At 63.1% G+C, this 21336-nt stretch carries 21 protein-coding genes; 12 read left to right on the forward strand and 9 right to left on the reverse strand.

The features are described from left to right. Positions 1 to 54: 54 nt before the first annotated feature. Both AC1DZE_RS06910 and AC1DZE_RS06915 read left to right on the forward strand, forming a co-directional pair. A complete protein-coding gene (locus AC1DZE_RS06910; protein WP_477673288.1) occupies positions 55 to 918 on the forward strand; it encodes a LysR substrate-binding domain-containing protein in 864 nt (287 codons plus the stop codon). A 53-nt stretch (positions 919 to 971) separates the two neighbouring features. Continuing rightward, positions 972 to 1895 carry a LysR family transcriptional regulator gene (locus tag AC1DZE_RS06915; protein ID WP_477669007.1) on the forward strand — a complete coding sequence of 308 codons (924 nt, stop codon included), beginning with the start codon at positions 972 to 974 and terminating at the stop codon, positions 1893 to 1895. A gap of 3 nt (positions 1896 to 1898) precedes the next feature. On the opposite strand, the gene AC1DZE_RS06920 is transcribed toward AC1DZE_RS06915, so the two are convergent. Further along, a complete protein-coding gene (locus AC1DZE_RS06920; protein ID WP_477699908.1) occupies positions 1899 to 3113 on the reverse strand; it encodes a D-amino acid dehydrogenase in 1215 nt (404 codons plus the stop codon). 252 nt (positions 3114 to 3365) lie between these two features. On the opposite strand from AC1DZE_RS06920, the gene AC1DZE_RS06925 reads away from it, so the two are divergent. Next, positions 3366 to 4259: a transporter substrate-binding domain-containing protein gene (locus AC1DZE_RS06925; protein WP_477685363.1), complete on the forward strand. Its 894-nt coding sequence runs from the start codon at positions 3366 to 3368 to the stop codon at positions 4257 to 4259. Between the two features lie 165 nt (positions 4260 to 4424). Continuing rightward, positions 4425 to 5159: an aspartate/glutamate racemase family protein gene (locus AC1DZE_RS06930; protein WP_477673595.1), complete on the forward strand. Its 735-nt coding sequence runs from the start codon at positions 4425 to 4427 to the stop codon at positions 5157 to 5159. A 126-nt stretch (positions 5160 to 5285) separates the two neighbouring features. Here AC1DZE_RS06930 and AC1DZE_RS06935 read toward each other — a convergent pair whose 3' ends face one another. From AC1DZE_RS06935 to AC1DZE_RS06945, 3 genes are all read right to left on the reverse strand, one after another. Next, positions 5286 to 5687 carry an RNA-binding S4 domain-containing protein gene (locus AC1DZE_RS06935; protein WP_477669011.1) on the reverse strand — a complete coding sequence of 134 codons (402 nt, stop codon included), beginning with the start codon at positions 5685 to 5687 and terminating at the stop codon, positions 5286 to 5288. Positions 5688 to 5758: 71 nt separating this feature from the next. Further along, complete coding sequence (locus AC1DZE_RS06940) at positions 5759 to 7222, reverse strand: sensor histidine kinase (RefSeq protein WP_477699909.1); 1464 nt, start codon at positions 7220 to 7222, stop codon at positions 5759 to 5761. Beyond that, a complete protein-coding gene (locus tag AC1DZE_RS06945; protein WP_477669013.1) occupies positions 7219 to 7905 on the reverse strand; it encodes a response regulator in 687 nt (228 codons plus the stop codon). The genes AC1DZE_RS06940 and AC1DZE_RS06945 overlap by 4 nt, the downstream gene beginning before the upstream one ends. A 186-nt stretch (positions 7906 to 8091) precedes the next feature. On the opposite strand from AC1DZE_RS06945, the gene AC1DZE_RS06950 reads away from it, so the two are divergent. From AC1DZE_RS06950 to AC1DZE_RS06970, 5 genes are all read left to right on the forward strand, one after another. Continuing rightward, positions 8092 to 9051 (forward strand): Bug family tripartite tricarboxylate transporter substrate binding protein, encoded by a 960-nt coding sequence (locus AC1DZE_RS06950; RefSeq protein WP_477669014.1) that lies wholly within the window; start codon positions 8092 to 8094, stop codon positions 9049 to 9051. A 146-nt stretch (positions 9052 to 9197) separates the two neighbouring features. Continuing rightward, positions 9198 to 9716: a tripartite tricarboxylate transporter TctB family protein gene (locus tag AC1DZE_RS06955; RefSeq protein ID WP_477669015.1), complete on the forward strand. Its 519-nt coding sequence runs from the start codon at positions 9198 to 9200 to the stop codon at positions 9714 to 9716. Continuing rightward, the gene (locus AC1DZE_RS06960; RefSeq protein ID WP_477673077.1) at positions 9716 to 11221 is read left to right on the forward strand and encodes a tripartite tricarboxylate transporter permease; all 1506 of its coding nucleotides are present in this window, start codon (positions 9716 to 9718) and stop codon (positions 11219 to 11221) included. Before AC1DZE_RS06955 ends, AC1DZE_RS06960 begins: the two co-directional genes overlap by 1 nt. 24 nt (positions 11222 to 11245) lie before the next feature. Next, positions 11246 to 12271, forward strand: coding sequence for a Bug family tripartite tricarboxylate transporter substrate binding protein (locus tag AC1DZE_RS06965; protein WP_477669017.1), 1026 nt, complete (start codon positions 11246 to 11248; stop codon positions 12269 to 12271). 161 nt (positions 12272 to 12432) lie between these two features. Next, positions 12433 to 13428: a tripartite tricarboxylate transporter substrate-binding protein gene (locus tag AC1DZE_RS06970; protein ID WP_477699910.1), complete on the forward strand. Its 996-nt coding sequence runs from the start codon at positions 12433 to 12435 to the stop codon at positions 13426 to 13428. 22 nt (positions 13429 to 13450) lie between these two features. Here the strand turns inward: AC1DZE_RS06970 and hemH are convergent, their stop codons facing one another. Further along, a complete protein-coding gene (gene hemH, locus AC1DZE_RS06975; protein WP_477673075.1) occupies positions 13451 to 14581 on the reverse strand; it encodes a ferrochelatase in 1131 nt (376 codons plus the stop codon). 33 nt (positions 14582 to 14614) lie between these two features. Between hemH and AC1DZE_RS06980 the strand changes: the two genes are divergently transcribed. Further along, entirely contained in the window at positions 14615 to 15310 is a 696-nt protein-coding gene (locus AC1DZE_RS06980; RefSeq protein WP_477669020.1) for an HAD family hydrolase, read from the forward strand. Between the two features lie 27 nt (positions 15311 to 15337). Further along, positions 15338 to 15970 (forward strand): glutathione S-transferase family protein, encoded by a 633-nt coding sequence (locus AC1DZE_RS06985; protein ID WP_477669021.1) that lies wholly within the window; start codon positions 15338 to 15340, stop codon positions 15968 to 15970. A gap of 95 nt (positions 15971 to 16065) precedes the next feature. Here the strand turns inward: AC1DZE_RS06985 and hpnE are convergent, their stop codons facing one another. The 4 genes from hpnE to hpnC form a co-directional block, all read right to left on the reverse strand. Then, the gene (gene hpnE, locus AC1DZE_RS06990; RefSeq protein ID WP_477699911.1) at positions 16066 to 17337 is read right to left on the reverse strand and encodes a hydroxysqualene dehydroxylase HpnE; all 1272 of its coding nucleotides are present in this window, start codon (positions 17335 to 17337) and stop codon (positions 16066 to 16068) included. Positions 17338 to 17470: 133 nt separating this feature from the next. Then, a complete protein-coding gene (gene hpnD / locus AC1DZE_RS06995; protein ID WP_477669023.1) occupies positions 17471 to 18313 on the reverse strand; it encodes a presqualene diphosphate synthase HpnD in 843 nt (280 codons plus the stop codon). Between the two features lie 39 nt (positions 18314 to 18352). After that, positions 18353 to 19084, reverse strand: a complete 732-nt coding sequence (locus AC1DZE_RS07000) for a hypothetical protein (RefSeq protein ID WP_477669024.1) — start codon at positions 19082 to 19084, stop codon at positions 18353 to 18355. A gap of 60 nt (positions 19085 to 19144) precedes the next feature. Then, complete coding sequence (gene hpnC, locus AC1DZE_RS07005; RefSeq protein ID WP_477669025.1) at positions 19145 to 20008, reverse strand: squalene synthase HpnC; 864 nt, start codon at positions 20006 to 20008, stop codon at positions 19145 to 19147. Positions 20009 to 20142: 134 nt separating this feature from the next. On the opposite strand from hpnC, the gene AC1DZE_RS07010 reads away from it, so the two are divergent. Beyond that, positions 20143 to 21330, forward strand: coding sequence for an efflux RND transporter periplasmic adaptor subunit (locus AC1DZE_RS07010; RefSeq protein WP_477669026.1), 1188 nt, complete (start codon positions 20143 to 20145; stop codon positions 21328 to 21330). Positions 21331 to 21336: the final 6 nt, after the last annotated feature.

The raw sequence follows: 21336 nt of genomic DNA on the forward strand, positions 1-21336 counted from the left end.
TCCGGCAAACGGCAATAATCGAGGTAACTCATAAGTAAAACTTGGGCTTGAACCATGCACCTTCCCCTGAATGCCTTGCGTGCCTTTGAGGTGTCCGCGCGTCACCTGAGCTTCACGCGGGCCGCCGACGAGTTGAACGTCACCCAAACCGCGATCAGCCAGCACGTCAAAAATCTGGAAGAGCGCATGGGTGTTCCGCTGTTCCGGCGGCTTCCACGCGGCCTTGCCCTGACCGATGAAGGCCAGGCGCTGTTGCCCGCGCTGGCGGAATCGTTCGGCCGCATCGGCGCGTTGCTGGAGCAATTCCGCGATGGCCGCTTTAGGGAGGTACTGAGCGTTGGGGCTGTCGGCACTTTTGCGGTGGGCTGGTTGATTCCCCGTCTAGAGGCGTTCCAGCAGGCCCACCCTTTTGTTGATTTCAGGTTGTTTACCAACAACAACCGCGTGGACCTGGCCGGTGAGGGCCTGGACTACGCCATACGCTTTGGCGACGGCGCATGGCACGGCACCGAAGCTGACCTGCTTTTTCCCTCGCCGCTGTCACCCGTCTGCTCTCCTGTAACGGCTTCCCGTCTGCGAGAACCTGCTGACCTGGCCGGTGAGGTACTGTTGCGCTCCTACCGGTCCGATGAATGGGTGAGCTGGTTTGCCCTGGCCGGTGTGGACTGCCCTGTGGTCAGGGGGGCTGTGTTTGATTCGTCCCTGACCATGGCGGAAGCTGCCGTGCAGGGCGCTGGCGTTGCCTTGCTTCCGGTGAACCTGTTTGCGCGAGAGCTGCGCGAAGGGCGACTGGCAAGGCCGTTTCCACTGGAAATTGAAAACGGCAGTTACTGGCTGACCCGGCTCAAATCCCGGCGCGTGACGGGGGCCATGGGCGTTTTCCGTGACTGGATCACCCGCACATGCTGCGCACGATAATTGCTGTGCTGAGCCTGCACCATCCCGCCTGAACACGCACCACGGAACCCCCCATGCGCCTGCGCCACATCGAAGTCTTCAACGCGGTCATGCTCACCGGCAGTGTCAGCGGGGCGGCCCGCCTGATCAATGTCACCCAGCCCGCCGTCAGCCGCATCCTGCAGCATGCCGAGTTGCAGCTGGGTTTTGCCCTCTTCCAGCGCAGCAAGGGCCGGCTGACGCCGACCTCTGAAGCGTTGACGCTGTACCCGCACATCGAGCGGCTGTTTGCCCAGCTCGATGAAGTGCAGCGCCTGGCGGCCAACTTGAAAACCGGCGAAAGCGCCAGGGAACTCCGCATCCTGACGGTGCTGGCACTCAGCTACGAAATCCTGCCCCACGCGATCAAGCTCTTTCGGGTCAAGCATGCCGATGTGGCGATTACCGTGCGGGCGTTACATTCGCCGCAAATTATCTCGGCACTGGCGCTGCAGGAGGGGGATGTCGGTTTTCTTTTCAGCCCGGCAGCGCATTCGGCGCTGGCACAGGAACACCTGGCCGACGGCCGCATGGTGTGCGTTGCACCCAAGGGCATGCTGCCTGCGCGCCTCGTCAAGCGTGGCAGTGTCACGCTTGAGGACCTCACCAAAGTACCGGTCGTCGGGCTTGATGTGATGGACCCGGTGGGCCGCAGCCTCAACCAGGCCTGCCGCGAGGCAGGGGTGGGTCTCGAATTCCATATCACCGTGCAGACCTACCATTCGGCGCTGGCGCTGGCCCACCACGGGCTGGGCATTGCGGTGATTGACACGTGCACAGCGGCGTCCGCCGACCTGACGCGTGTGGACCTGCTGGAACTGGAACCCTTGATCCCGGTGCCCATCAATGCGCTGTTGCCTGCAGGCAAACCTGGCTCGGTCATCGTGCGGTCTTTTGTGAAATGCTTCCAGCAAGCCCTGACGCAGCGCGCTTCAGCGCCCGCGCTGCGCAAAGCCTGAAGGTCAGTGCTCCAGCATGCGGCTGATGCGTTGCGCAGAGCCGAACGCCAGGGTGAAGCCCAGCGCACCATGGCCGGTGTTGAACAACAGGTTGGCCGGGCCTTTCGCGTGTGTGCCAATGACCGGCAGGCCGGTGGGCGTGGCGGGGCGCATGCCGGCCCAGGGGCTCAGGGTTTCGAAGTTGCTGCAACCTGGAAAAACCGTTTGGGTCGACGCTTTCAGCGAAGCAATCTGTGCCGGGTCGACGGCGATGTCGTAACCCGAAAGCTCGGCCATGCCTGCCACGCGCAGGCGCGAACCGATGCGGGCGAACACCACCTTGCGAGCGCTGTCGGTCACGCTCACCTGCGGTGCTGCGCCATCGCCAGGTGCGACGTCCACCGTAACGCTGTAACCCTTCAACGGGTAGACCGGAAGGTGCACACCCAGGGTGCGCGCCATGCGCGCAGACCCGGCACCCATCGCCATCACATAGCGGTCGGCTTCGAGATGGCCTTGCGGCGTCGCGACAGCTGCAACCAGGCCGCCGCGCACCACGAGCTGCTCCACGGGTGTGTCCAGCAGGAAGCGCACACCACCCTCGCGGCGCAGCACGTTGAACAGGCCGTCGCAGGTTTTCTGGCAGTCGGCAGCACACTCGCCCGGTGTGTAGATGGCGCCGGCGATGTGCCCGTGTCGGTTTTTCAGCGCGGGCTCGATCTCCACGCAGCGGTCGGCGCTGACGGCCTCCTGGGTACTGCCCAGTTCACGTTGCAGCAACATCTGCCGGCGCGCTGCAGCGAACGCTGCATCGCTGGCGTACAGCACCAGCTTGCCCGTGGCCGAGAAATCGCAATCCAGTTTTTCTTCGGCCATCATCGCGTCAAAGGACTGGCGGCTGAGCGCCGCCAGCGACAGTAAATGGCTGGTGGTGTTGCGTGAGGTCTTGCTGTTGCAGGCCGCCAGAAACTGCGCACCCCACAACCACTGGCGCACATCCAGGCGAGGCCGCAGCTTCAACGGGGAGGAGGGCGACAGCAGCAGCTTGGGAAGCTGCCGCCAGATGGCGGGATCTGCCAGCGGCTGCACGTAGGAGTAGCTCAGTTGTGCGCCGTTGCCGCCGCTGGCGCCGCTGCCGGGGCTGGCGCGGTCCACCACTGTCACCTCATGGCCGGCCCGCCGCAAGCTGTAGGCGGTTGCGAGTCCCACGATTCCTGCACCGAGCACACACACATGCATAGAAGCCTCTTTGTTCCCTGAAAGAGCGCCACTTTACGCAGTGGGTACAAGTTTGAACAATGCTGAATGCGCGAGGGTTATGACGTGTGGTTATGCCCTTCTGCGAAGGTGGCAGAAGAGATTCTGGGTAAACCATGAGTTTTGGTCATGGGTTTGCCGCGAAAATGAATGACACATATCGCACGGCTGTTCCTACACTACCGATGCCAGTTTCCCGAAACTACCAACCCACCGCCCCCCGAAAGGACAAGCATGAAATTCACCATCCTCATGACCGCCGTGCTGCTGACAGCCGGCCTGGCCACCACCGCCGGCGCGCAAACGGTACCGACGCTGAAAAAGATCGCCGACAGCAACAAGATCACCGTGTCGTATCGCGAAGCTTCGGTGCCTTTCAGCTACCTGATCGGGTCCAAAACCTCGGTGGGTTTTTCGGCAGAACTGACAGAAGCCATCATTGACGACATTCGCAAGAAGGTGAAAAAGCCGAATCTCGAAGTCGCCTACATGCCCGTGACTTCGCAAAATCGCATCCCCTTGCTGGTCAACGGCACCTACGACCTCGAGTGCGGCTCGACCACCAACAACACCGCGCGCGGCAAGGATGTGGCATTTGCCATCAACCACTTCTACACCGGCACCCGCCTGCTGGTCAAAAAATCATCCGGCATCAAGAACTACGCCGACCTGGCCAAAAAGACGGTGGCCAGCACGACAGGCACCACCAACGCGCAGGTGATCCGCAAGTACAGCGCCGATAAAAAGCTCGACATGCAGCTCATCCTGGGCAAAGACCACGATGATTCGTTGCTGCTGGTTGAGAATGACCGTGCCCTGGCTTTTGCCATGGACGACATCCTGCTGTTCGGCCTGATGGCCAACTCCAAGAATCCGGCGTCGCTGGAAGTCGTGGGTGATTCGCTGCAGGTGGAGCCCTATGCCTGCATGTTGCGCAAGGACGACCCTGAGTTCAAGAAGCTGGTGGACGGCACGATCATCCGCCTGATCAAGTCCGGCGACTTTGCCAAGATGTACGCCAAGTGGTTCACCTCACCCATCCCGCCAAAGGGCGTGAACCTGAACCTGCCAATGAGCGAAGAGCTGAAGGCCAACCTCAAGGCGCTGAGCGACAAGCCGGCCATGTAAGGCTGACGGGAGCGCCGTCGCGCCGTTCCCGTTCTACTGCCGTGCCCGTTCGGGCCGGCAGTTTTCCCCCTAAAGAAAAATGATCCCGGAGCCTCGTGGGCTCAGGTGGCCGGTGTGCGCCTGCCGGACAGGATTTGCAACTTGAACAGCATTGAAAGGCAAGATATGAGCAGAACCCGCGTGGTCGGCATTCTGGGCGGCATGGGTCCGGCTGCAGGTGCAGACTTTGCCCGATTGTTTGTCCAGGCCTGCGCGGACCATATGCGCTCGCTGAACATTCAGGTGTCTGACCAGGCCTTTCCCGAGCACTGGCTGGCGCAGGTGCCGGTGCCGGACCGCAGCAACGCGCTGGGTTCACCGGGGCCGGGCGGCCATCAGCCCCTGGATCCCATGTTGCAAGCAATGGGGAAACTCGCCGCGTTAGGTGCCACCACCGTCGCGGTGGCGTGCAACACGGCCCATGCGTGGCACGCCGAACTGCAGGAGCGCTTTCCCCAGCTTGAAGTGCTGCACGTGGCGCGTGAGGTCGCGCAAAACCTGGCTGGCCGCGGGGTAGGGCAAGTAGGTTTGCTGGCGACCGAGGGCACCTACCGGGCAGGGCTCTACGACCAGGCCCTGCGGCAGGCGGGTTTGCAATGCCACATTCCTTCCGTTGAAGAGCGTGAGCGCCTGATGCGCGGCATCTATGAGGGCGTGAAAGCCGGCAACATGGCTTTGGCGCGTGAGTGTTTTGCGGGCGTGGCCAGCGCGCTTGCCGGGCGGCACGGCCTTTCAGTGCTGGTTCTGGGTTGCACCGAGATTCCGCTGGCACTCAGCGCGGTGCCTGGCATGGATTCACTTGAGCTGGTGGACCCGGCGGCCCTGCTGGCGCGGGCGCTGGCGCAGCGAGCGTATGCCTGAGCGTTCATCACCATCCTGCATGGCTCAAAACAGCCAATTCTTGAATAAAATAGGCCTCTGACCCAATGGGAATGGGCGCGAGTAGCTACAAAAATGATAGCGAAAACGGGGCGGCTTCCCAGTCTCTCAATCGGCTGACGCGCTCCAGCGGTTGTCCCAGGCCTTGTCGAGCGTGCGGCGGTCGCGTTTGGTGGGGCGCCCATGCTCCAGGCTGCCGGCCGGATCGGCTGCCACCCGGCGCTGCTCGGCGGCCTCGGCTTTGAGGCGCAGGCTTTCTTCGGTTTCTTCGTAGAGCTGCTGGGCTACCGGGGCTGCGCCTCGCAGCTTGCTGATGCCGCGCACCATCAGGGTACGGGTGTAGGGGCCCTGTCGCAGTGTCACGGTGTCGCCGGATTTGACTTCACGCGCGGGCTTGGCTTCGATGCCGTTGATGCGCACGCGGCCCTTGTCAATTTCTTCCACGGCCAGGGCGCGGGTCTTGTAGAAGCGGGCGGCCCACAGCCACTTGTCGATTCGCAATTTGTCCATTGGGGCCTATTCTGTACCAAGGCATGGGGCGCTGTGTAGGATGGCGCCGCTTTTGGATCGTGAACAGGTTCTCACGTCGTGGGCAGGCGTACCGTGGCGTCCAGGCCCGTCACGCGGCCGTGCACGACGCGGTTTTCCAGCGAAATGCTGCCATGCATGGTTTCGGTGATCTCGCGGCAAATGGCCAGGCCCAGGCCGGAGCCGTGGCGCACGTTGCCTGCGGAAAAGGGCTGATAGAGCCGCGCCGACAACTCCGCCGACACCCCCGGCCCGCTGTCGCTGATGGTCATGGCGACAACGCGGGCGTCGCACACGATGCGCACCGCCAGCGTGCCGCCGGCCGGCGTGTGCTTGATGGCGTTGTGCAGCAGGTTGCGCGTGAGTTCGCCCAGCATCCATTCATGCGATGTGACGCGCGCCGGCACGGTTTCTATCTCGAAATCGATGTCTTTCTCGGCAATCAGGGGCGAGAGGTCCAGCGCCACAGAGCGCACCACCTGCGCCAGGTCGATGGCCTGCAGGTCAGCCTGCTGGCGCAATTGCTCCACCTTGGCCAGCGCCAGCATCTGGTTGGCCAGGACGGTGGCGCGGTCCACCGTCTGGTTGATTTCCGCCAACGCCTCACGGGCGTCCATGTCGCCGCGCAGCGCGGACTGCACCTGTACCTTGAGCACGGCCAGCGGCGTGCGCAGCTGGTGGGCCGCATCGCGCACAAAGCGCTTCTGGTTGTCCAGCAGGTGCTGCAGCCGGCCCATGACCTCGTTGGTGGCATCCACCAGCGGCAGAAGTTCGCGGGGTGCATCGGGCGCGGTAATCGCCGTCAGGTCGCCTTCGGGACGGGCCTGCAGCTCGGCGCTGAGGCGCCGTACGGGCCGGGTGGCGCGCTGCACCACGACGATCGCCACCAGGGCGATCACCGCCAGCAGCAGGGCCTGGCGCCACAGTGTGTCGAACAGGATTTTGCGGGCCAGTGTTTTGCGCAGTTCCAGGGTTTCGGCTACCTGAATCACCGCCATGGCGCGGCCTTTTGCACTGGCCAYGGGCTGCAGCAGAACCGCGACCCGCACATCGTCGCCCATGAAGACGTCATCATAAAAATCCACCAGCGCCGAATAGGGCGGCCGTGCCGGAATGCGCCCGTGCCAGAACGGCAACTCCGAAAAACCGGACACCATGCTGCCGCCGAGGCTGGACACCCGGTAAAAAAGCCGGCTCTGGTTGTCAGCCTCAAAAGCTTCCAGCGCCGCATAGGGCACCGTGACGCGCAGCTCGGATTGCTCGTCGTAGCCCGTTACATCGAGCTGCTCGCCGATGGATTTGGCAGAAGCCAGCAGCGTACGGTCATAAGCCGTGTTCACCGCGCCCAATGCCTGCTGGTACAGGCTGAAGGTGTTGGCCACTACCAGCAGGCCCACCGGCAAAAGGATGCCGATGAGCAGGTATCTGCGCAGGGAGATGGCGCCTGCGCCGGGTTTGGTTTCGGGTGCTGCGGGGGGAACTGCCTGAATGTCCTGTCGCGGCTGCGGGGAGCTCATGCATCCACTTTCAACAAGTAGCCCAGGCCGCGCAGCGTGACCAGCGTGACGCCGGTTTGCGCCAGTTTCTTGCGCAGGCGGTACACCACCACTTCCACCGCCTCGTATTGCACGTCCGCCTCGCCGGGAAACACCAGCTCGAACAAACGCTCTTTGGACACTGCATGGCCGGGTTTGGCGATCAGGGCCTGCAACAGCGCCAGTTCACGGGGGGTCAGCTCCAGCACCTGGTCGCGGTGGTAGATGGCCCCGCTGTCTTTTTCATAGCGCAGCTCGCCCACGATCTGTGCGCCGGCATCGTTTTCCGCGGGAAGCGCGGTTGCCGCGCGCCGGCGGCTCAGGGCGCGCAGACGTGCTTCCAGTTCGTCCAGGTCGAAGGGTTTGGGCAGGTAGTCGTCGGCCCCGGTGTTCAGGCCCATGATGCGGTCACCTACCGTGCCGCGTGCGGTCAAAATTAGCACCGGTGTGGCCAGCCCCTTGAGGCGCGCCTGCTCCAGCACCTGCAAGCCGTCCATCCCGGGAAGGCTGAGGTCCAGCACCACCACATCGGGCTGGGTGTCCGTCCATTGCGCCAGCGCCAGGCGCCCGTCGGTGCAGCTGAAAACCTCCATGCCGCGGCGGCCCAGTGTCCGCTGCAGCGCAGCCTGCATCGACGCATCATCTTCGATCAGTAACAATTTCATGGGGGCAGAATGGGCTAGGACCTGAAAACAGGGTGTTAGCAGGCCCTAGACATTAGCACTTTCCCCAATGCTTCCGGACAGCCGTTTGACAGAAACGAAGCGCATGATAAGCCCGTGATCGGCTGGATGCCTTCGCCAGCCCGGCAAGCTCAACAATTTCACAATCCTATTTTCAAGGAGACACTCATGCGTCGCGATACCTTTCTTAAATCCCTGGCAGCCATGGCGGCTGCGGGCGCCTTGCCCCTGCCGGCTTTTGCCGCCGCCAACGTCAAGATGATGATTCCCGCCAATCCCGGCGGCGGATGGGACACCACGGGCCGTGCCCTGGGCAAAGCCCTGACGGACTCCAAGGCCGCCGATACCGTGACCTACGACAACAAGGGCGGCGCCGCCGGCGCATTGGGCCTGGCCCAGTTCGTCAACGGCTCCAAGGGCGACCCCAACGCACTGATGGTGATGGGTGCCGTCATGCTGGGCGGATTGATCACCGGCAAGCCGCCGGTCAGCCTGTCGCAAGCTACCCCGATTGCACGCCTGTCCAGCGAATACAACGTGTTTGTGCTGCCCGCCAACTCGCCATTCAAATCCATGAAAGACGTGGTCGAGCAACTCAAGAAAGACCCCGGCAGTGTGAAATGGGGCGGCGGTTCGCGCGGCTCCACCGAGCACATCGCAGCGGCCATGATCGCGCAGAAGGTCGGCGCCGATCCCTCCAAGATCAACTATGTGGCTTTCCGCGGCGGCGGTGAAGCCACGGCAGCCATCCTGGGCGGCAACGTCACGGTGGGCGGCAGCGGCTACAGCGAATTTGCCGAGTACATCAAGGCCGGCAAGATGAAGGCCATTGCGGTGACCTCGGGCAAGCGTCTGCCTGGTGTGGATGTGCCGACACTCAAGGAGCAGGGCATTGACGTCGAAATCGGCAACTGGCGCGGGGTCTACGGTGCCCCCGGCATCACGGACGCACAGCGCAAAGCCCTGACCGACATGGTGCTGGCCGCGCTCAAGGCGCCGGCCTGGGCCGAGGCTGTCAAGAAGAACGACTGGACTCCCGCAGTCCTGACGGGTGAGGCATTTGCCAAGTTTGTGGACGACGACTTTGCGGCGCTGCGCGCCACGATGGTCAAGTCCGGCATGGTCTGATCTTCCGCGTTTTTACGCCACCCGCGCTTTCGCGTATCAGCTGCACGCGGTTCCGTCAAATTTGATGAAAATTTGACGAAAGGCCCGCGTGCCCCCAGACTGCTTATGTCTGGCCCAACCTTCCCCGCCTTTCGGGAACTATAACGATGACAACTTCAGATCCCTCGGCCGTCTGGCCGCAAACTCTGGTCGGGGCCGGTGTGCTGCTGACCGGCCTGGCGCTGGCCTTTGGTGCGATCAGCATTTCGTCCGAGGCAGGTTATGGCGGTGTAGGCCCCAATTTCCTGCCCTGGGTGGTGTCGGTGGGCCTCGCCATTTGTGGCGCCTTCATCATCTGGGAGGCACGCAGCGGCGGCTTCCGGGAGCTCGAACCGCCTTCGGGCTCGGTGCAGGCCTACTGGCCGGGTTTCGTGTGGGTCTCGGCAGGCTTGCTGCTCAATGCAGCGCTCATCACCGCCATTGGTTTTATCCTGAGCTGCACGCTATGCTATCTGCTGGCTGTGCAAGGCCTGCGCCGTGCGGGCGGCCAGACCGCGGTCAATGCGCCGCGCACCTGGCTTGCCGACTTCGCGGTGGGCTTCGCGATTTCCGCGCCGGTGTTCTGGATGTTCACGAAATTCCTGGCGATTAATTTGCCAGGCCTGACCAGCACGGGGTGGATCTGATGGATATCTTCAATGCCCTGATGGCGGGTTTCGCGACAGCGATCACGCCGGTGAATCTGCTCTGGTGCCTGGTGGGTTGCGCGCTCGGTACAGCGGTGGGTGTGCTCCCCGGCATCGGCCCTGCGGTCGCAGTGGCCATGCTGCTGCCCATCACAGCCAAGGTCGACATCACCGCTTCGATGATTTTTTTCTCAGGCATTTACTACGGCGCGATGTACGGCGGCTCAACCACGTCCATCCTGCTGAACACACCGGGCGAAACCGCCAGCATGGTCACGGCCATGGAGGGCAACAAGATGGCCAAGAGCGGGCGCGCGGGCGCGGCACTGGCCACGGCTGCTATCGGCTCGTTTGTGGCAGGCACGATTGCCACCGTCATCGTCACGCTGTTTGCGCCTTTTGTGGCCGAGTTCGCAGTCAAGCTGGGTCCGCCGGAATACTTCCTCTTGATGCTGCTGGCCTTCACCACGGTGAGTGCGGTGTTGGGCAAAAGCACCTTGCGCGGCATGGCGGCGCTGCTGGTCGGCCTGGCCGCCGGCTGCGTGGGACTCGACCAGATCTCCGGCCAGGGCCGCTATACCGGCGGCATCCCGGAACTGCTGGACGGCATTGAAATCGTGCTGGTGGCAGTGGGCCTCTTTGCGGTTGCCGAAGTGCTTTATGCGGTGCTGTATGAAGGCCGCATGGTGGAAGAGCAGAACAAGCTCAGCCGTGTGCATATGACCAAGGCGGACTGGAAGCGGTCGATCCCCGCCTGGTTGCGTGGCACGGCCATCGGCACGCCCTTCGGGTGCATCCCGGCGGGCGGCACCGAGATCCCGACTTTCCTGAGCTATGCAATGGAAAAGAAGCTGGCGCAAAACCAGCCCCACAGTGCGGAGTTCGGCACCAAAGGCGCTATCGAGGGTGTTGCCGGTCCCGAGGCTGCCAACAATGCGACGGTGACGGCTGCGCTGATCCCGCTGCTCACATTGGGCATCCCGACCTCCAACACCACGGCGATCTTGCTGGGCGCGTTCCAGAACTACGGCATCCAGCCCGGTCCGCAACTGTTCACCACGTCAGCGGCTCTGGTGTGGGCACTGATTGCTTCGCTTTACATTGGCAACGTGATGCTGCTGGTGCTGAACCTGCCCATGGTGGGCCTGTGGGTCAAACTGCTGAAAATTCCCAAACCGCAGCTGTACGCGGGCATCCTGATTTTTGCGACGGTGGGCGCATACGGCATGCGGCAAAGTGCGTTCGACCTCTTTTTGCTGTACGCCATCGGCTTGCTCGGTGTCCTGATGCGCCGCTTTGACTTTCCGACTGCCCCTGTGGTGGTGGGCATGATCCTTGGCCCGCTGGCTGAGGCTCAATTGCGCAATGCCATGTCAATCGGCGAAGGCAGCCCCGCCGTGTTTTTCCAGCGCCCCATGTCGATCACGCTGGTCGTGATTGTGGTTGCGGTGCTGGTGCTTCCGCGTATGGCTAAATACTGGAAGGCGAAAAAACCTGCAAGTTGAGTTTTATTACTAAAAGGAGATGACATGCTGAACATCAAACGACGCACCGCATTGGGTGGGCTCGCCGGGTTGGGCCTGACCACGTTGGGCAGTACATTCCCCGCATTGGCGCAATCCGCCAAGGCGCCGGCAGCTGTCGCTTCTCCAAAAGGCAAGACCGCCAAACTAACTTCGAAACTGCGCATTGTGATACCGGCCAACGCCGGCGGGGGCTGGGACCAGACCGGCCGTGCGTTGGGTACGGCCTTGCTGGGTGTCGGCGCCGCTGACGAGATCGAATACGAAAACAAGGGCGGCAAGGGCGGCACCATCGGCCTGGCGTATTACGCCGAAAAATACGGCAACGATCCCAACACCCTGTTGATGGGCGGTATGGTCATGGTGGGCGCGGTTGCCTTGCAAAAACCCGCGGTCGACATGACTCGCATCCAGCCGATAGCCCGCCTGACCAGTGACTACCTCGTGGTGGTGGTCGCTGCCAGCTCGCCGATCCGTACCGTTGCCGATCTTGCCAGCCGGCTGCGCACCAACCCCAAAGACGTGCCGATCGCCGGCGGGTCGGCCGGTGGTGTGGATCATGTGTTTGCGGGGGTGCTGACCCGAGCCTCCCAAAGCAAACCGGAAGAACTGGTGTATTTGCCTTTCGCCGGCGGTGCCGAGGTGGTACAGGCCGTGCTGGGTGGCAAGGCAGTGGCCGGCATATCGGGCTACAGCGAGTTCAGCGATGAACTCGCCAGCGGAAAATTGCGTGCCATTGGCGTGTCGTCCAAGCGCACGGTTTTTGGCATTCCCTCGATTCGCGAGCAGGGGCTCGATGTGGACATGGCCAACTGGCGTGGTGTGTTTACCGGCCAAAACGTGGCACCCGCGCGCCAGGCCGAAATGGTCGAAGCGGTGAAAGCCGCCGCAGGGTATGAGTCCTGGCAAAAAACACTGAAGCAGAACCACTGGGATTCTTCGCTGCTCTCGGGACCCGGTTTTACCAGCTTCATTGACTTTGACCTGACGACCTCGCGAGTCATGGTGCACCTGCTCAAGCTCAAAGCCTGACGCTCTGCGCCAGGGTTTTCGGAAGGGGCGGCCGCGTGGGTCACCCCTTTTCTTTCTCCGGCGTCCATCTGATGGATGGCATGGAAAGTGCTGTACCTGTTGGGGAAACCGGCGCATGCCGGCCTGTTGCCTGATACATGCCACCACCGCTGGAGAATCTCATGCCGAATGTCCGACGACGTATTTTTCTCGGTGGGCTCTCCTGCCTGGGCGCAGCTGCCGCCGGCGTTGTCCCAGCACCCTTGTGGGCACAGGCTGCCGTGAAGGGCAAGCTTGCGCCCAGATTGCGCATCGTCATACCAGCCGCCTCGCGCAGCACGCTGGACGAAGCGGGCCGTGCCCTCGGCGATGCCCTGGTCGGCCTGGGCCTGAGCGACGAGATTGAATACGAAAACAAGGAGGGGCACGGCGGCACCACAGGGCTGGCCTGGTATGCCGGCAAGTACGGCTCCGATCCCAATGCGCTTTTCATGGGTGACAGCAACCTGGTCGGCGCAGTGGCTTTGCAAAAACCAGCCGTGGACCTGACCCGGCTCCGCCCGGTGGCCCGCCTGACCAGCGACTACCTCGTGGTGGTGGTCGCCGGCAACTCGCCCATCAAGACCGTCAACGAACTGGCTGAGCGCCTGCGCACCAGCCCCAGGCTGACGCCCATGGCGATTGGCTCTGTTGGGGGTGTGGACCACGTGTTCGCCGGCCTGCTGGCAAAGTCTGCCGGTAGCCGCCCTGAAGACCCGGTGTATCTGCCCTTTGCCCGCAATTTTGAATTGGTGGATGCGGTATTGACCGGCAAGGCGGTGGCCGGCGTTTCCGGATACGGAACTTTCAGCGCAGAACTGGCCAGCGGCAAGCTGCGCGCCGTGGGTGTGTCATCCAAGAAGACCAGCTACGGTGTGCGGTCCGTGCGGGAGCAGGGGCTGGACCTGGACATGGCGAACTGGCGGGCAGTTTTTACCGGCCAGGGCGTCACGCCCGCGCGCCAGTCGGAGATGGTTGACGGCGTCAAGGCGTCGCTGGCCTATGAGCTGTGGAAAAAAACGCTCAAGGAAAGTTACTGGGAGCAGTCCTGGCTGTCCGGGGCTGACCTCACCAACTTTATCGACTTTGATACCAAGACCACACAGCTAATGATGCAGCTGCTCAAGCTCAAGGCTTGATAGCCACCGCAAGGAATATGGCTTATTGGTTGGCACCCAGGGCCCGCGCGCGCTGGCGTGTGCTGGTCAATTCCGCAGCTTCTGCGCCGGCTACCGGCCAGCCTGAAAGATGCAGCTGCGCCAGCTCGGCAAGCCCCGCAATCCATTCATGGCTGTCGTTCAGGCAAGGGATGTAGCTGAATTCCTTGCCGCCCGCATGCAGGAAAGCTTCGCGGGCTTCCATGTTGATTTCCTCCAGCGTTTCGAGGCAGTCGCCGGTAAAACCGGGGCAAATCACATCGACCCGCCCGACACCTGCCTTTGCCAGGGCCACCAGTGTGGGCTCGGTATACGGCTCAAGCCATTTGGCCTTGCCAAAGCGCGACTGGAAGGTGACCTTGTACTGCGCAGGCTGCAGGCTCAGTTGGGTGGCCAGCAGCCGGGCGGTTTTATGGCATTCACAGTGATACGGGTCGCCCAGCTTCAGCGTGCGCTCGGGTACCCCGTGAAAGCTCATGACCAGCTGCTCGCCGCGGCCGGCGGTGCGCCAGTGTTCGCGCACGCGTGCCGCCAGCGCGCTGATATAGCCGGGATGATCGTGGTAGTGGTTGACAAAGCGGAACTCGGGGATGCGGCGTATGCGCGCCGCCCAGGCGTAGACCGCATCAAAAACGCTGGCCGTGGTGGTGCCGCTGTATTGCGGATAGGCCGGCAGGATGAGGATGCGCGTGACGCCGTCGGCCTTGAGCTGATCAAGCTGCGAGGCGATGGATGGATGGCCGTAACGCATGGCGTAACGCACCTCGACGGGCAGTCCACGCACTGCCAGGTAACCGCGCAGCATGACGGCCTGCTTTTGCGTCCACACCCGCAGCGGCGAGCCTTCCTTCATCCAGATGCTGGCGTATTTGGCCGCAGACTTTTTGGGCCGCACGCGGAGGATGATTCCGTGCAGGATCAGCCACCAGAGCGCTCTGGGGATTTCAACCACGCGCGGGTCGCTTAAAAACTCCGCGAGGTAGCGGCGCAATGCCGGTGCCGTCGCTTCATCGGGCGTACCCAGGTTGCAGAGCAGGACGGCCGTGCCGCAGGCCGTGGGCGTGGCTGGCGCTGCATCGTGCGTGAAGGGGGGTTCGGGGTTGAAAGGCGTGAGGATGCGCGAGCGAAAAGACATGGGTTATTCTCGCCTATCCCATTGACGCTGCCTATGCTTGACCTGTCCACCATAAAAGCCATCACACTTGACCTCGATGACACCCTGTGGCCCATCTGGCCTGCCATTGAAAGGGCCGAGAAAGCACTGGACGACTGGCTCAGCCAGCATGCACCGATGACCGCGGCGCTGTTTTCCAACCCGGCGGCGCGCCATGAGATCCGGGAGCACGTCACACGCTCGCGCCCGGAGCTCAAATACAACCTGAGCGCGATACGCCGGGAGGCGATACGGGTGGCGCTGTACCGCTCCGGCGAAGACCCGTTGCTGGCGGAGGCTGCGTTCAACGTCTTCTTTGAAGAGCGCAACCGGGTCACCTTGTTTGAAGACGCGGTGCTGGCGCTGGAATTCCTGTCCGGGCGTTACCCGCTGGTGGCGGTTTCCAACGGCAACGCGGACGTCGAACGAATCGGCATCGGCCGGTATTTCAGGGCGGCCATCAGCGCCCAGCAGTTCGGTGTGGGCAAGCCCGACCCGCGCATTTTTCATGCGGCAGCTGGGGCCGTGGAGGTACTGCCCCAGGAAGTATTGCATGTGGGTGACGACGCCACACTGGACGTGCTGGGCGCGCTTAATTGCGGCATGCAGACGGTGTGGGTGAATCGCTCTGACCAGATGTGGGCACACCCCGCGGTGCCGCACGAAACGGTGACCACGCTGACAGAGCTGTGCGATTTGTTCCCGCAGTGAACGGTTGACTTTCAAGAGGCGCTTGCGATGACACTCAAAATCTACGGCACAGCCGCTTCGCGCGCAGCGCGTCCCCTGTGGACGGCACAGGAAATGGGCTTGTCCTATGAGCACATTGCGTTGCCGTATGTGGGCGGCGCTACGCGCACGCCGGAGTTTCTTGCCATCAACCCGAACGGCCGGATCCCCGTGGTGGATGACGATGGGGTCCTGGTCTGGGAGTCCATGGCCTGCGTGCTTTACCTGGCCGAGCGATTCAAAAGCGCTGATGCATCCGGCCTTGCCGCGCAGAGTTCCGCGGAGCAGGCAGACATCCTGCGCTGGAGCTTCTGGGTGGTGACCGAGTGCGAAAAAGACGCCCTGGCGTTCCTGATGCACCGCATCATGATGCCGACAGAGCGCCGCAAGCCCCAGCTGGCCGAGGACGCCGAGCGGCATCTGCTGGGCCCGCTGCGGGTGCTCGAACAGCATTTGCAGTCGCGCAGCTACCTGGCGGGTGAACGCTTTACGGCGGCCGATATCTGCGTGGCTTCCGTGCTGGCGTGGATTCAGGGCGCTGCGGGCCTGATGGCGCAATGCCCGGCAGTGGACGAGTGGCTCAAGCGCTGTCTTGCGCGTCCGGCGTACCGCGCGGTGAGATTTATGGCGAAAAGTGCCTGAAACCCATTGTGGCTGTGCGCAAGCAGCTATTTAATTGATAGCAATACGGGCGACGTGGTCGCGATGACCGCGAGCCGCGGATGTGCCGGGGCAGATCAATGCAGGCGCTGCGCCGCTTCCAGCCCCGAGCGCACGGCTCCCTCCAGCGTGGCCGGATAAGGCCCGGCGATGTAATCGCCGCAGGCATAAAGACCTGGTGCTACCTCGATTGCCGGGCGCAGCAGGCCCGGCGTGCAGGCAAAAGTCGCACGCTTTTCCACGATGGTTTGCACCACCTGCAAGGTGTCCAGGCCCAGCTGCTGTGCCGCCTGCGCCAGTACCTGTGCAGCCAGCGTCGTGCCATCGCCCGTGCTGGCGCTGATCACAAAAGCCAGCAGGCCGGTGGGCCCGCCCAGTTGCCCGCGGTCGAACACAAATTGCGCGGGTCCGGTCGCATCGGCGCGTAAGGCCAGCATGGGCTGCTGAAGGCGCACGCCTGCCGCCCAGGCGTAGACCGTGGTCAGCGCTTCGTGTTGAAGGCCTTTCGCCTGCGCCAGCCAGTCGCCGGGTTGCAGGCCGCTGCTTTCCACAAGCCGCGCCGCTTCATGGGGCGGGCAGGCCAGCACCAAGCAGTCGAAGGCTGCGCTGATGTCGGTGTTGACCACCCAGCTGGAACCGAGGGGCGCAATGGATTGCACGCGGGCGCCCAGCCGCACGGTGCTGCCCTGGGCCGCCAGCCAGCGCAGGGCGGCGTCGGGCAGCAGTGCGCTGAGGTCGGCGCGCGGCAGCAAGAGGTTGGAGCCGTCGCTTTCCGAGAACAGCGAGTCGTGCATCACGCGCAGGAAAACCTGGCCGCTGGCGCGCTCTGCTGGCGTGTTCAGCGCCGAGACGCAGAGGGGCTCGATCAATGAGGCCATGGCACCGGGTAACAGGCCGCGGCACAGGTCGGCCACCGACACGCCGGGGTCGCACTTGAATTTCGCGAGCTGCCAGCCAACGGCGACCTTGAGCATCGAGAGCTTGTCGGCCCAGGACCAGCCGCGTGCCAGGAGGATACCGGCCAGCGCATCAAGCGGGGCCGGCAGCTGCGGAAGGCTCAGGCCGCTGCCGTCCGGAAACCGCAGTGTCAGCGGCATTCGCAGCAAGGAAGTTTCTGCGTCGACACCCAGGTCCTTCATCAGGCGCAGCGTTTCGGCATATGCACCAATCAGGATGTGCTGGCCGTTGTCGAGCACGACCGGCTTGCCTGCCACCGTGCCGCCAACGCGGCGCGCACGTCCGCCGGCGATGCGGGTGGTCTCAAACAACGTGACCTGGTAACCCAGGCGCGTGGCCTCCACGGCAGCAGCGCATCCGGCCCAGCCGGCGCCGATCACGGCGACTCTCATGATGGGCACGGTTGCGTGCAGGTGATCGTGTGAGTTCCATACCAGCCGGGGCCGCGGAACTGGCTTTGCCAGGCCGCAGGCGCAGGGCCCCCGCGGGGGGCAGCGAACCACACGAAGTGGGGAGCGTGGGGGCTCATTGGATTTTGCCGAAGGCCTGGGTCTTCCACGCCAGCCAGAATTTGCGCAGCGGTGTGAGACTGACGCGCTGGTGCAGCACCTGGTAGCCATCGGAGGCGATTTCGCGCAGCAGGGTGCGGTAGATGCTGGCCATCATGAGGCCGGGCTTCTGGGCGCGGCGGTCGGCTTCGGGCAGCATGGCCAGTGCCTCGTCATAGAGCGCCAGCGCGCGGTCGGTCTGGAATTTCATCAGTGCGCTGAAGCGGTCGGAGTACTGGCGCTTGAGGACCTCATGCGCCTTCACGTCAAATTGCTGCAGCTCGTTGACGGGCAGGTAGATGCGCCCGCGCATCGCGTCTTCGCCGACGTCCCGGATGATATTGGTGAGCTGGAACGCCAGGCCGAGCTTGTGCGCGTAGGCGGTGGTGGCTTCGTCGGTCTGGCCGAAGATGCGCGCCGCCACTTCGCCCACGATGCCGGCCACCAGGTGGCAATACTGCCGCAGGCCGGGAAAATCCAGGTAGCGGTTTTGCTCCAGGTCCATCTGGCAGCCATCAATGACAGCCTGCAGGTGGCGCGCTTCAATGCGATAGGTGAGGGCCAGCGGCATCAGCGCCTTCATCACTGGATGGGTTGGGTTGCCGGCATAGGCGTTGAGCACCTCGCCTTGCCACCAGGCGAGCTTGGTGCGCGCTACGCCGGGGTCGGTAATTTCGTCGACGACATCGTCGATCTCGCGGCAAAAGGCGTAGAACGCGGTGATGGCGGCGCGCCGTTCCTTGGGTAAGAACAGGAAGGCGTAATAAAAACTGCTGCCGGATGCGGCGGCTTTTTGCTGGACATATTGCTCAGGCGTCATACGGTAATTGTCACATGGGACTTGTTGGCCGGATGGGTATCAGGATGCTTTGGGGGCAGTGCGTTCGGCGAAGTAAAGCTTCAGCGCAAACACCACGGCAATCAGGACGACCCAGATGATCAACACATCACCGAATTGCCAGAAGAGCCAGAGCGGGGAGCCTAATTGACCCAGCAAGGGCAGCAGGAACGGCTGCAGCCGGGGTGTCCAGAAACCAGGCCTGGACATGCAGGCCGATACCAGGGGATCGAAGCTGCCCGGATTGCATCCGAGGGCCTGCAGTATTTCGCGCGATACATACGTGCTCAGGAAGGGCGTGCCGAAGGCGATGCAAAACGCGATCAACCCCAGCAGCAAAATCCAGAAGCTGACTTGCAAAAACTGGTGCAACCTTCGTTGCATTGGCACTGCCGTGGCGGCAGGCGCACGCGGGGCAGTAATGGCCTTGGGGTTTTGGTATGCATGGCGGCTCCAGCCGATGGCGACCAGCCAGGCCAGGATGAGCCACCAGAAGTTGCGCAACAGGATGAAGGGGTAATCCAGCGGAGTCTGCGCAGACAGAAAGGGTGTGAGCCTTGAGGCCAACGCGTTCTGGAAGAAGGAACACGTTCCGGCTCGCGGGTCTGCATGGAATTGGCAATTGAGGGCGGCCAGCGCCTGCTCTGCGATGACGCCGCCGATCAGCGCGAAGCTGAAGCAAAAGAGGAAGAAGCCCCACACCAGCGCGCGATAGAGGCCCGAGGGCGGCAGTTTTACCGGTGGCGTTGCCATGTGGCTTTCTGTGGGTTTGTTGACAGGTCTGTCCGTCCCTGATGCGATCCGGCTGCTTGGCTACATGAACAGCGCGCGCCAGCCCATCACCAGTACATCCCAGGGGCCGAGCTTGGGGCGCCGCTGCAGGGTATTGAATCCCTGGGCCTCGATTTTCTCAAGGATGCGCAGGCCGCCTTGCACCACCAGCCGCAACTCCCAGCCGCCGCGGCCCGGTATTCTTTTCGTGAGTGGCAAGCCTTTTAGCATCGTGGCCCTTGCAGAGCGTGCGCAAACAGCTATCAAATTGATAGTAGAGGGGTTGGCCTCCAGTGCCAGCAGTTGTGCTTCGTCAACGCCATGGCGGGCCCAGGCATCGGCCGGCAGGTAAATGCGCCCGCGCGGAATGTCCACGCTGAGGTCTTGCCAGAAATTGATGAGTTGCAGGGCGGTGCAAATGCAGTCGCTCATCTGCAGCGAGGCGGCATCATGGATGCCGTACAGATGCAGCAGCAGCCGGCCCACGGGATTGGCCGAGCGGTTGCAGTAATGGGCCAGCTCGGCCTCATCGGCATAACGCTGCTTGACGACGTCCTGCTCGAAAGCGCTGAGTAAGTCAGCCAGCAGATTTACCGGCAGCTGGAATTCCGCCATCATGGGCGCCAGCTGTGCAAACACGGGCGCCCAGCGAGGCGAAGGTGCAAGGCCTGCAGAGGCGGCCATCAGGTCCGCGCGGTAGGCCGCCAGGTCAGCCAGGCGTGCCGCCGGTGGGGCATCGCCTTCATCGGCGATGTCATCCGCCGTGCGGGCAAACCAGTAAATCGCCGCGATGGGCGGACGCAGGCGCGGTGGGCACAGCAGCGAAGCCACCGGGAAGTTTTCATAGTGCGCTACACCCTGCAGAGACGGCGTCAGGGTGGCTGGCGATTGGGAGCCTTGGGTCATGCGGGCGATTGTCGCTTGACAAGCCTTGGCAATTACCCTAGATTACTAACCGGTCAGTCAGTAGCAGTTTCCTGACCCTTTTCCAGGCTCATTTTTTACCCTGCCATCCAAGCGGGTTTCATCCCGATCAGATCATGAACAAAACCGTTTTCTCCCTGGTGGGCGCCGCCGTCCTGCTGGCCGCCTGTTCCAAACCCGCCCCGCCAGAAGAGCCGGTTCGCGCCGTCAAGGTGGTCACTGTCGGGACCAACGCCTTTTCATCGAGCCACGAATATGCTGGCGAGGTCCGCGCCCAGGTGGAATCGAGGCTCGGCTTTCGGGTTGCGGGGAAGATCATCAAGCGGCAGGCTGAACTGGGCCAGCGCGTCAAGGCCGGGCAAGTGCTTGCCAACCTCGATCCCCAGGATTACAAGCTCGCGGCCGATGCAGCCCGTGCGCAGGTCGCCGCCGCCGCCACCAACCGCGACCTTGCTGCCGCCGATTTCAAGCGCTATAGGGAGCTGAAAGAGCAGAACTTCATCAGCGGCGCCGAACTGGAGCGCCGCGAAACCACCCTGAAGGCAGCGCAGGCGCAACTGGAGCAAGCCCAGTCCCAACTGGCCGTGCAGGGCAACCAGGCCAACTACGCGGCGCTGGTCGCGGACGTGTCGGGGGTTGTCACCGCCATCGAGGCCGAGCCGGGCCAGGTCGTGACGGCTGGCGCGCCGGTGGTGCGGATTGCAGCGGATGGTGTGCGTGATGTGGTGTTCTCTGTGCCCGAAGACAAGGTGGCGGCCATCAAGGTCGGCTCGCCGGTCAGTATCCGCGTGTGGTCCCAGACCGCCGAGCTGACTGGAAAAGTGCGCGAAGTGGCGGCCAGCAATGACCCCGTCACGCGGACCTACACCGTCAAGGTTTCCGTTGACGCGAAAGAACCGCCGCCGCTAGGTGCCACGGTGTATGTGGTGCCGCAGGCCGGCAGCGTGGTGGGTGCGCCGGTCATCAAGCTGCCGACAACAGCGCTGCGTCAGGAAGGCAAGGCCACGGCGGTATGGGTGGTTGACAAGGCCACCATGACCGTCAAACCGCAACTCATTCAGGTTGCCACGGCCGACGGCAACGACGTGGTGGTGGCTTCCGGGTTGCAGCCCGGGATGCTGGTGGTCAGCGCCGGCGTGCATGTGCTCTCGCCGGGCCAGAAAGTCAGTATTTACCAGCCAAGTGTGGCTGTAGCCGGCGCCAGTCCTGCGCAAACAGCTATCAATTCAGTAGCAACGCCCGCGACATCCGCGGCGCCTGTGACAGCACCGGTTGCCGTCTCCGCGGCTTCTGCCGCGAAGTGAGGACGG

The sequence above is a fragment of the Polaromonas sp. P1_F1 genome (genome assembly GCF_056405795.1).